At 43.6% G+C, this 11,663-nt stretch carries 7 protein-coding genes; 3 read left to right on the top strand and 4 right to left on the bottom strand.

Annotation, left to right across the window (positions count from 1 at the left end; all coding sequences use genetic code 11):
• Nucleotides 1-14: 14 nt before the first annotated feature.
• The 4 genes from CLV95_RS11965 to sucC form a co-directional block, all read right to left on the bottom strand.
• Nucleotides 15-1,451 carry an SH3 domain-containing protein gene (locus tag CLV95_RS11965; RefSeq protein WP_002721149.1) on the bottom strand — a complete coding sequence of 479 codons (1,437 nt, stop codon included), beginning with the start codon at nucleotides 1,449-1,451 and terminating at the stop codon, nucleotides 15-17.
• An 11-nt stretch (nucleotides 1,452-1,462) separates the two neighbouring features.
• The gene (locus CLV95_RS11970) at nucleotides 1,463-3,043 is read right to left on the bottom strand and encodes a TolC family protein (RefSeq protein ID WP_002721230.1); all 1,581 of its coding nucleotides are present in this window, start codon (nucleotides 3,041-3,043) and stop codon (nucleotides 1,463-1,465) included.
• Nucleotides 3,044-3,264: 221 nt separating this feature from the next.
• Nucleotides 3,265-4,140: a succinate--CoA ligase subunit alpha gene (sucD, locus tag CLV95_RS11975; protein ID WP_002721166.1), complete on the bottom strand. Its 876-nt coding sequence runs from the start codon at nucleotides 4,138-4,140 to the stop codon at nucleotides 3,265-3,267.
• 12 nt (nucleotides 4,141-4,152) lie between these two features.
• The gene (gene sucC / locus CLV95_RS11980) at nucleotides 4,153-5,325 is read right to left on the bottom strand and encodes an ADP-forming succinate--CoA ligase subunit beta (protein ID WP_002721137.1); all 1,173 of its coding nucleotides are present in this window, start codon (nucleotides 5,323-5,325) and stop codon (nucleotides 4,153-4,155) included.
• 497 nt (nucleotides 5,326-5,822) lie between these two features.
• On the opposite strand from sucC, the gene purL reads away from it, so the two are divergent.
• Genes purL through ileS form a run of 3 tightly spaced genes read left to right on the top strand, consistent with a single transcriptional unit; the run spans nucleotide 5,823 to nucleotide 11,477 of the window.
• Complete coding sequence (purL, locus tag CLV95_RS11995) at nucleotides 5,823-8,060, top strand: phosphoribosylformylglycinamidine synthase subunit PurL (RefSeq protein ID WP_002721145.1); 2,238 nt, start codon at nucleotides 5,823-5,825, stop codon at nucleotides 8,058-8,060.
• A gap of 17 nt (nucleotides 8,061-8,077) precedes the next feature.
• Nucleotides 8,078-8,725 (top strand): leucine-rich repeat domain-containing protein, encoded by a 648-nt coding sequence (locus tag CLV95_RS12000; protein ID WP_002731979.1) that lies wholly within the window; start codon nucleotides 8,078-8,080, stop codon nucleotides 8,723-8,725.
• A gap of 7 nt (nucleotides 8,726-8,732) precedes the next feature.
• On the top strand, nucleotides 8,733-11,477 hold the full coding sequence (gene ileS / locus CLV95_RS12005) for an isoleucine--tRNA ligase (RefSeq protein WP_002731969.1): 2,745 nt from the start codon (nucleotides 8,733-8,735) through the stop codon (nucleotides 11,475-11,477).
• The last annotated feature ends 186 nt before the right edge of the window (nucleotides 11,478-11,663 follow it).

Raw genomic sequence — 11,663 nt, forward strand, 5'->3', positions numbered from 1 at the left:
TAATTTATTATCGCTTATGGAACGAATTTGAATTGAAAAACGCTCAAACTCGAGTCCGAATTTTCTCTCGCCATCGGAAGACAAAGTTTCCATCGTATTCCCGAATTCGCATCGATCGCCTCCAAGGAATCGATTCCGGATAGGACTTTTTTTTCGGAGACGATCAGGCCGCTTTGAAATCCGGAACCACCGCCGTTTTGAATGTTTAGGCGAAATCTTTTTTTAGCGAAATTGTCTCCGGTAATAAATCGGTTTCGATTGATGGAAACGCTTTCCTTGTCCATCTCGATTTCAAAGGCCTTATGCAAATCTCCGGAAGAGTCGGCTAACAAAGTAAAGATGGGAATCGTTTCGTCTCCTCCTAAAAAGGAGACGTGAAATTCCAAATCCCGGAACGACTCTTCCGTCGAACGACAGATCAGATCGTACTTACTCTTAGAGGAATGTAGAACGATTCCAGTATCTCCGTCGAGAGCGATTTTTTCAGTGGTATGGTACTCACCTTGAAATCCGTTCGGAGGAGAGGATTCCTTCCAGGACTCGAAATCCCAAACCGGAGATCTATCTAAAGCGCGAAAAGATTCTTCCATCGTTTGAGAGATGGAAAGATCCGAAGGAACGTTTTTAAGAAATCCGGAAAAGATCCAACCCACGTTTCCGTTTCTAAGATCGACGACTTGATTCCAGTATCCTCTTTTACCCGCTATGGTTTCACTCCTAGTATCCCGATCGAGTATGAATACTACTTCTCCGCCTTTGAACTGAAACGCAATCGGGTTTTCGGTTCCGGGGCCGGTTCTTACGTTCAGATTCTTCCCTTCTATTTTCGCTTTACTGCCGTTAAATGGAGAATCCTCTTTTCCCGAAAAATATTCGAGCAATTTTAAAAGTTTGTTTCTTCCGTTTTCGTCCAATTCGCGTGCGGAACCTGCGGAAAGAGATTTGAGTAGCGCTTGATTGTATTCGTTGTAGAGAGGAAGGGGGTTAGATGAAATCAGTTTCGACAAATATCTGGAAAGAACTTCCTGGGTTTCGTACTCCGAACCGAGGGACAACTTTTTACAAAGCGCTCTCGTTTTAAGAAAGGAACCATCCGGCAGAAAGGAAAAAAATTTGTCTTCGAATGTGAAGATTGTTCTTCCTCTGACTTCTCTTTTGAAAAATTTAAGCCCCGACTTTTCCGCAAACTTGGAGACGGCTTTTTCTTTTTTTTCAGAAGCTGTGGTTAGAAGTTCGAAGTTGTATTCCGCAAGAGACATGGATGCGTAGGAATAGTCCTCCAAGTCCGGATCTTTTTTTCCCAGAACTTCTAAAACTACGTCTTCCCAGTTTCCTTTGGAAAAATTTTTATACACGAAATCGGTTTTACGAGTCAAAATTTTCCAGGCGAAAAAACCAACTAAAATGAAAACAAATATAAGCCCGAAGATTACAAAAAAATTCTTTCTCAATCAATCTCCGATCAATTTAAGTGTGGAAGAAGTTTATCTCGATCCACTTGAAAATGTTCTAGTAATGCGTTCTTAGCGAGATAATAACGTAAAAGATCGATATTGAAATTCACTTTTGCCTGTGTTAGTCTAAGTTGGTCTTGAACGTGGGTATCGAGTGCATTCTTTACCGAAACTGCATCCGCTCTTCCTTGGCGGAAACTCCTTAAAACCCCGTTGTAGTAATTTTGGGTTTCTCTTTCGGTAGTAATGTTATTCTTATAAATTCTGTGACTTGCTTCGAGTGCTTCAATTCTAGTCTTTACGTCGTCTCTCACCTCGTTTTTGAGTTCTTCCTCTTTTAGAGTTGCCTGGCGCATGCCGATTGTTGCGTCCCGAACTCCTGCATAAATGCCTTTGTCTGCGAGAGGGTATGCGAAATTCATCTGCCCGGTCCATTCTTTATACTTTGCGGTAGTGATCCCTTGATTGGAATCGATATAGTTTTCCTGAGGGGAAATGATATTTTGTGCCTGACTCGCACCGGTTCCTGAAATCGTCAAAGTAGGAAGACGGTCGTTATTTGCATTTTTCAATGCCGCCTCGGCGATTTCTTTTTGTTTGAGTGCGTTTAAAAAGTCGGCTCTGTGTTTATAAGCATATTCTAAATCTTTTATGTAATTCGGTCTTTCGATCAGTTCTTCCAAAAGATTGGTCTCTTCTGAAAGGGAGGTCCCGTCCGGAATTTTGAGGGAACGGACGAGCTTTCGTTTTGATTCTTCCTTTTGAACTTGAGCGGTTTCCAATTGGTTTTCTGCTTGAGCCAAAAGGGCATTCCACTGATTGACTTCGAAACTTTCCGAAAGTCCGAGGCTTTGTTTACGAATGGTAAGATTGCGGATATTCTTCGTGTTTTCCACGAGTTGTTTGTACGTTTTGACGGCTTGTGTTTTGATCGAATAATCCCAAAAATCGACAAGGGATTCCACGATGACTGCAGAAATTTGTTGTGATACTTGGTTTTTCACGATTTCCGCTTGGGATTCTAAAATTTTAACTTCGTTTTTTCCCTTATACCCGAAGGAATTTTTGAGTAGGTCTTGGCTGATCGTCGCTCTTACAAATCCTGTGTAAAGAGGAGGAATGCCTAAGGCGCTGAATCCTGCCGGAGTTGTCGCCGGATTTTCGAACGCGTTCGAGTCGAATCTTCTGGTTCCCGCTTCCACTTTGAAGTAAGTTCCGGTAGTTTGAAGAATCTTTTCGATTCCACCTTTGATCGTATCATCGGAGATTTTCGTTCCTGTGAAAATATTCGTTTGGTTGAAGGGAAGGATGGACTGACTGGATCTTCCATCCGCTACCAATCTCCAAGAGTATTTGGAATCGTTTTTCAAAAAGTTCGTATCCGATTTTGCGAGCTCGTAACGAAGGTTTTGCAGATTGTAATTGCTTTCCAACGCGCGTTTGACGGTTTCTTCGGTAGTCAGTTTCAGGACGGAATCATCCGCAAAAAGGGGAATGGATAAGGATAAAAGAACAAAATTTCCCAAAAGAGTTAGAGATAACTTTTGAATTCTCAGCCTTTGTTTCCAATTTTTGACTTTGTCTTTCATTTCAAACCTCCTTTTTTCCGAATCCCATAAAAATCAATTCCGGTTACTCGAATGTTGTCAAGTTAAGATACGATTTAAAGGGCCGATGTTCTTTCATCAACTTTAACGCTTACAAATTCATTTCTTGATGAGATACCGATAGAAGATAGTGACATCACTCTTACATATCCGTTTTGTTTCGTCCTCTGAAAATCGTGTCTTACATTTACGACATTGTAATATTACCCCAGAGCCTTCTTCATTTTTTCTCCGACTTCCGCGATGGATTGGCAAACTTGAATTCCTGCTTCCTGCATCGCTTTCATTTTGGAGGTCGCCGTTCCGAGGCCGCCGCTGATGATCGCTCCCGCGTGTCCCATTCTTTTACCGGGAGGTGCGGTTTGACCGGCGATAAAGCCGACTACCGGTTTTTTTACGTGATTCTTGATGTATTCGGCGGCTTCTTCTTCCGAAGTTCCGCCGATTTCTCCGATCATCACGATTCCCTTGGTTTCCGGGTCTTCGTTTAACAATTGGATGGCTTCGGTGTGATTCATACCGGGAACGGGATCTCCTCCGATTCCGATACAAGTGGATTGTCCCAGACCTTGTTTTGTGATCTGAGCAACCGATTCGTAAGTCAAGGTTCCGGAACGGGAAACGATTCCAACCGAACCCGGACTGTGGATAAAACCCGGCATGATCCCGAGTTTTTGTTTTGCACGGGGAGTGATCACTCCAGGGCAGTTCGGTCCCACCAGTCTTGTTTTAGAATTTCTGAGTACGCTGTAAACTTTCAGCATATCGTGCGTTGGAATTCCTTCCGTGATACAGATCACGAGAGGAAGTTCCGCAAGAATTCCTTCGATGATCGCATCCGCCGCGAAAGCGGGAGGAACAAAGATGACCGCGGCGTTTACGCCTTCGTTTTTAACGGAATCCTTGATCGTGTTGAAAACGGGAACCTTATCTTCCCATTTGCTTCCGCCTTTTCCGGGAGTCACTCCGGCTACAACCTTTGTGCCGTAAGCGAGCATTTGTGTCGCGTGGAAAGAACCTTCCTTACCGGTGATCCCTTGGACTACGACTTTTGTGTTTTCGTCTACTAATACTGCCATGTGTGTTCTCTCTTACTTGATCAGTTTGGCAATCGTGCTTGCCGCTTCGCGGAGATCGTCGACTCCGGTGATTTTCAGTCCGCTTTTGTTGAGGACTTCTCTTCCGAGTTCCGAGTTGGTTCCTTGGAGACGAACCACGAGAGGAACTTTCAAATCCACGGCCTTAGCCGCTTCGATGATTCCTTCCGCGACCATGTCGCAACGAACGATCCCGCCGAAGATGTTTACGAAGATTCCTTTTACGTTCGGATCACCGAGGATGATTTTGAATCCGTTGGTTACGGTGGTTTTGTTCGCCCCGCCTCCTACGTCCAAAAAGTTCGCAGGTTCTGCGCCCGCGAGTTTTACGATGTCCATGGTCGCCATTGCGAGTCCGGCTCCGTTGACCATACAACCGATATTACCGTCTAACTTGACGTAGTTGAGGTTGAACTCGGAAGCTTGAACTTCGAGAGGATCCTCTTCGGTGATGTCTCTGAATGCTGCGTTGTCCGCGTGACGGTAGAGAGCGTTTTCGTCGAGGTCGATCTTGCAATCTCCCGCGATGATTTCATTCTGTTTGGTGAGAATGAGAGGATTGATTTCTAAAAGAGAAGCGTCTTCTTTGATATACGCGTCATAGATTGCCATCACGAGGTTTTGGAAAGACTTGTGCGATTCCGCCGGGAGTCCGAGTTCGAAAGCGAGTTGTCTTGCTTGATTCACTTGGAGTCCGATTCCAGGATCCACTGCGATTTTCAAAATCTTTTCAGGATGAGTTTCGGCGACTTCTTCGATTTCCATCCCACCTTCGGTGGAAGCCATAATGATGGTTTTGCGAATAGAGCGATCGAGGAGAATGCTTAAATAATATTCCTTTGCGATATCGATTCCCTGCTCCAAATATACCTTCAGGACTTTTTTTCCTTCGGGTCCGGTTTGGGGAGTAATGAGCTGCATTCCGAGAATTTTGTCTACGGCTGCGGTTGTATCTTCTTTGGTTTTGGTTACTTTAACACCGCCACCTTTTCCGCGTCCTCCGGCGTGAATTTGAGCTTTTACTACGACGACGGAACCACCGGTTTTGGAGGTAACTTCGTCATGGGCTTTGGATGCGTTTTCTTTTTTGTCGATTACGACTCCAAAAGGAACGTTGGCTTTGTGCCTTCTCAGGATTTCTTTTGCCTGATACTCGTGAATTTTCATGAATTAACCTTCATTGAACTTAGTTCAGTGCTTCTTTTTAGTAGGAGGTATGATTTACTCGAAATTTATACTGTTTTCGGTAGGAACTCTGGTGTCAGTAAAAAATTCAAGAGACTGGATGCTTCGGTTTTAGGTGTCAGAGGTTTTTCCGGTTATATATAAGACCGGAAGTTCAATACTCTATCAACCAAGCAGTCTCTTTACAGCAATGTTCGGCTTCATCGGCATTTAGGACTTTTTATTCTTCATTCCGTTCATCAAACAGTCTGATTTCTGTAAACTTGATTTTAGGATTTTACACGCTTGACTTTGCTTTCTATTGCTGTCCACACACGTGGGTTAAAAAGTTCTTATTCTATTACCAAGCGGGCTGCGCAAATATTTCCCACACACGTGGGGTTAAAACTACTAACATCTAACAACTATCTATCCCACCTTCGAATTTTACCGGAATATTTGATTTTCAGGGTGCGACTTAGAAAAAATACTGGCAAACGATGGAAAAAGACGTCGTTTCCCTACAAGACGCTCTGGAACACGGACTTACCGCAGAAGAATTTCAGAAAATTCAGGAAATTTTGGGAAGAATTCCAAACTCCACCGAACTTGGAATTTTTTCCGCAATGTGGTCGGAGCATTGTTCTTATAAAAACTCGATCCTAAAATTGAAAACTCTTCCGACATCTTCGGATAAGCTACTTGCCAAAGCGGGTGAAGAGAATGCGGGCGCGATGGATATCGGTGATGGGCTGGCCGTGGTTTTCAAAATCGAAAGCCACAATCACCCGACCGCAGTAGAACCGTATCAGGGTGCGGCGACCGGTGTGGGTGGGATTATGAGAGATATCTTTACGATGGGCGCACGTCCGATCGTATCTTTGAATTCTCTTCGATTCGGAAATCCTGACGAACCAAGAAATAAATATCTTCTTTCCCGTGCTGTAAAAGGAATCGGAGATTACGGGAACTCGCTCGGGATTGCGGTTTCGGGGGGAGAACTTTTTATCGACGAATGTTTTTCCAAAAACCCTCTCGTAAACGCAATGACCGTAGGAATCGTTCGCCACGATCAGATGGCCAGCGCGACGACCGGTGGTCAAGTTGGGAACGCGGTTTATATTGTCGGAGCTACGACAGGAAGAGACGGAATTCACGGAGCATCTTTCGCGTCCAAAGATCTATCCAAAGAATCCGAATCCAAACGTTCCGCCGTTCAGGTGGGGGATCCGTTTATGGAAAAACTTCTCATGGAAGCAAGCCTGGAAGCGATTCAAAAAGGGCTCTTGATCGGAATTCAAGATATGGGTGCGGCCGGAATTTCTTGCGCGACTTCGGAAATGAGCGCCAAAGGTAAAACCGGAATGAAAATCGACCTCGATCTCGTTCCGTTTCGTGAAACCGGGATGAACGCCTACGAAGTGATGCTTTCCGAGTCCCAAGAAAGAATGCTCGTCGTTCCAAAAAAAGGGAAAGAATCCGAACTCGTATCTATATTCGAAAAATGGAATCTAAATGCGGTCAGGATCGGCGAGGTTACCGCAGACGGATTTATCGAGATTTATATGGGTGGAAAACTGAAAGCGCATATTCCTGCCGAGTCGCTCGTGTTAGGAGGAGGGGCGCCGCGTTACGAAAGAGAAACAAAACGGCCTTCTTATTTAGACGCGGTAAAAACTTGGAAACCGAATTCTATTTTGGATATCACTCCGGGTGCAAATACAAAAGACGTATTACTTAATATTCTTTCTTCTTGGAATGTGTGCTCCAGAAAACCGATCACGGAACAATATGACAGCGAAGTCGGTCTCGTAAAACTCATAGGCCCGGGACTAGACGGAGGACTTTCCTCCATCCCGGACACGAACAAAGCTCTTGCGACCGCTACCGATTGTAATTCCAGATATACCTATCTTGATCCGTATAAAGGAGCGCAATTCGCCGTTTGTGAGGCGGCTCGAAACGTTTATGTTACGGGAGCGACTCCCTACGGAGTGACCAATAATCTGAATTTTGCAAATCCTTATATTCCAGAAAACTATTATATGTTTTCCGAATGTATTCGAGGAATGGGAGATGCTTGTCGCTTCTTGGGGCTTCCCGTAACCGGAGGGAACGTGTCTTTTTACAACGAATCTCCCGAAGGACCGATTTTTCCAACCCCTACGATCGGGATGGTGGGAATCCTTCAAGATAAGAAAAAATTTCTTTCCAACTTTCCGAAGGAAGTCGGAATCGAACTTGCGGTTCTTGGGAATTTTCGTCCTTCTTTGGGAGGGAGCGAATACCTGAAAAAAATCCACGGACAAGTAAATGGGAGTATTCCCGAGATCGATATCAAGGAGGAATTAGAACTTTGTAAACTGATTCTTTCTTTGAATGAAAAAGGAGCTCTAAAATCAGCGAGAGATCTTTCTCTCGGAGGAATCGGAATCGCTCTTTCCAAAACGATTCTTTTTTCGGGACTCGGTATCGATGCGGAACTGATCGCTTTCAAACAAAGCCGATTGGATCTCACCTTGTTCGGAGAAAGTTCGACTACCGTTCTTGTCGGATTTGATTCCTCTTGGAAGGAAAAAATCCGCGAACAAACGGAAGAGAAAGGGCTGAAATTTTATCCTGTCGGTAAAACGACTTCCTCCGAACTTTTGAAACTGAAGGATATCGGAGTGGAAGTTTCTTTTTCGGAATTGAACGGGCCCTATGAGAAAGGTTTGGAGGTCGTATTCGCTTTATGAGAGAGGGAGCAAAACGAATGAATTTTCCGTTATTAAAGGAATTTCTTGTGATTGGCTTCGTTTGTTTTACTGCGAGTTTCGACTGTAAAAAGAATGCGGAAGAGATTTTGGGAGAGGCAAAGGCAAAACCGGAATTGGTTCAAACTTTGGATTTTGGAATGCAGAAGTTGTCCACGGTTCCGGAAGAAGTTTGCGGTTTTCCGAATTTAACCAAGTTGGATCTTCGTTTAAACAGTTTGACTTTTCTTCCGGAATTTATCGGAGAATGTAAACGCCTTGAACAACTTAATCTTTTCGGGAACGATCTTACAACATTTCCGTCTACGTTTTCTAAATTAAAAAATCTGAAAGTGTTACTGGCGGGAAATAACGATTTTACGATTCTACCCTCCGAACTTTTGTTTCTTCCGTTGATCAAAATTTTATACGTAGATCGGAATAAATTAACTCTAACGGAAACGGATGTGGAAATTCTCGCTTCTCTTTCCTCCTTGGAGGAATTGGATCTGAGTCTGAATTCGGGGATTAAGGCGCTCCCTTTTAATTACGAAAAACTTGTAAATCTCATTAATCTAAAAAGATTGAATATTAAAAAAACTTCATTAAAGGGAGAGGATGCAGATAAATTGCAGGCGATTCTTCCAAACACCAAAATCGACTACTGAAACGACTATGAGCGAAACCCAAAAAGAAAACCCGTATTCCTCCACAGTTCTCCTTCCTAAGACCAACTTCCCCATGAAGGCGGATCTTGCCAAACGGGAACCTGAGCAGATTCGATCTTGGAAACAAAACCGGATCTTTCGAAAAATGAGGGAACAAAGAAGTGGAAAAAAAGAATTTGTTCTTCATGACGGTCCTCCGTATGCGAATGGAAATTTTCATTTAGGTCACGCTCTCAATAAAATTCTCAAAGATACGATTATTAAATCGAAATCGCTCGCCGGTTTTTATGCGGATATGATTCCGGGTTGGGACTGTCACGGTCTTCCGATCGAGGTTCAGGTTTTAAAAAATCTAGGTAAGAAGGTTCGTGAAACCGGACCCGAAGAACTCAGACAACTTTGTAGAAAGTATGCGGAAGAATTTGTCGGAAAACAAGGGGATGACTTGAGTCGTTTTCTTTGTTTTTGGGAGGAGGGCAGAATCTACAAAACGATGTCTCCCGACTTTGAAGCGAAAATCGTGGAAGTATTCGGGGAACTTTTTAAGAAAGGTTATGTTTATCGAGGTAAAAAACCGGTCTATTGGTCGATCGATTTGGCTACGGCGCATGCGGAAGCGGAGATAGAATATTATCCTCATATTTCCCCTTCGATTTACGTGAAATTTCCTATTATCGGAGAGAAAAAACGATTCTGCCTGATTTGGACGACAACTCCTTGGACTCTTCCGGCAAACCTTGCGATTTGCTTTAATAGGAAAATTGAATATTCTATTTTTAAAACGGAGTCGAGCGAGGAACTTATACTTGCCGATGCTCTTGCGGAGAACGTTACGATTACGACCGGCGTCGCTCTTACGAAATTGAAACCGATCACTTCGGAAGAGTTAGCTGTCCTTAAATTTCAGCATCCTTTTATCGATCGTATTTCCGTTTCCCTGTTCGGAGATCATGTGACTCTTGAGGCAGGGACGGGTTGCGTTCATACGGCTCCCGGTCACGGCCAAGACGATTACAAAGTCGGTTTAGCGGCCGGGTTGGAACCGTTCTCACCCGTCGACGATTACGGAAGATACACGGATGAGTTTCCTTTGATGCAGGGAAAAAAAGTTTTCGATGCAAATCCGGAAATCATTCAACTTCTGAAGGACAAGGGATTACTTTTGTATCACGGTGAGCTGGAACATTCTTATCCTCATAGTTGGAGAAGTAAAAAACCTTTGATATTTCGAGCGACACCTCAATGGTTTTTTAAGATGGATTTTCAAGATCTTCGTGAGAAGTCCCTTTCCGCTATCGATGGAGTTCGATGGATTCCTTCTTGGGGGATCACTCGAATTCGATCCATGGTGGAAACGAGACCGGATTGGTGTTTGTCTCGTCAGAGAAACTGGGGAGTTCCGATTCCTGCGTTCACTTGCGAATCCTGCGGTCAAACCCATATCGACGACGCTTCGATTCAATTTTTTACGAAGATGGTCCGTGAAAAGGGGATTGAAATTTGGTATTCGGAAGAAACTAAGGATCTCCTCCCTCCGAAAACGAAATGCGGTAAATGTGGAAATGATTCCTTCAAAAAAGGAAACGATATTTTAGATGTTTGGTTCGATTCCGGAGTCTCCAACTTTTCGGTGTTAGGTGAACGTAAGGATGAACCTCCTGCGGATCTTTATCTGGAAGGTTCCGACCAACATAGAGGTTGGTTTCAGTCTTCTCTTTGGCCTTCAATGGCTCTTCGAGGAATTCCTCCTTATAAGGCCGTATTGACCCACGGCTATGTTTTGGATGAAAAAGGACGCGCAATGTCCAAATCTTTAGGAAACGGAATCGACCCTACGGCCGACATCATCCAAGTTTACGGAGCCGATATTCTTCGTTTGTGGGTTAGTTCTTTGGATTTTAGGGACGATATCAAGGTAGGAAAAGAGTCTTTAAAAATTGTTTCCGAACAATATCGTAAGATCCGCAATACGTTCCGTTATCTTTTGGGCAATTTGGACGGTCATACTCCTGAACAAAATCTTCCTTTTGAGGAACTCGAAGAGTTGGATCGATTTTATCTTTCCAAACTTGCTGGTTTTGTGGAAGACGCTGTTGTAAGTTATGAGACCTATCAGTTTCATCAGATTTATCAGAAGCTGATCTTATTTTGTACGGTTACTCTGTCCCAAGATTATTTCGATATGATCCGGGACAGAATGTATTGCGATTTGAGGGATTCGAAATCCAGAAGATCTTCCTCTACGGCACTTCAGTATATTCTGGATTCCTTATGTATTCTCGTGGCGCCGATTCTTAGTTTTACCGCCGAAGAGGTATGGACTTCCAACGGAAAAAAAGATTCCGTGTTTTTACAAACCTTCCCCGATTTGAAATCTTGGAAGAATCAATCTCTCGAAGATAAGTTCGAGTCTGCGTTGCAGGCGAGAGAAGTCGTTCAGAAAGCTCTTGAGATTGCAAGACAAGAAGGGAAGTTGGGTAAGTCTCTCGAAGCAGCTCTTGAAATTGTTTCTAAAAGCGGGCCCAGCTTCGGTGAACTTCTTCCGAAGGAAACCTTGGAATTACTTTTTGTGGTTTCTCAAATTCATGAGAAAAATCCGGGAATGGAAGTCCTTTCTAGTCACGAGAACGAAAAATTCTCCGTAAAAGTTTTAAAGCCGCTTCAAGGTGAATGTCCTCGTTGTTGGAGACATACGGAAGATATTTCCAAAGAAGGCGATCTCTGCGGTCGTTGTAAATCGGTCGTCGCTTGAGTTGTATGACGGACGTTGCAGATTTTACTGTATTTTTGGAACTACTTGCGAGGAAAGTTCCTCTTTACGAAAGAGGAAGATACTCTGATTCTTATTCAGATTGAAATCGATCTTGAAAAGTAGAAACCCTTATAGTTTCAAATTTAAATTTAGACTCGAAATAAAGCCGATCGGATTTTAGACAAG

The sequence above is a fragment of the Leptospira borgpetersenii serovar Javanica genome (genome assembly GCF_003046425.1).
In the GTDB taxonomy this organism is placed as follows: domain Bacteria; phylum Spirochaetota; class Leptospiria; order Leptospirales; family Leptospiraceae; genus Leptospira; species Leptospira borgpetersenii.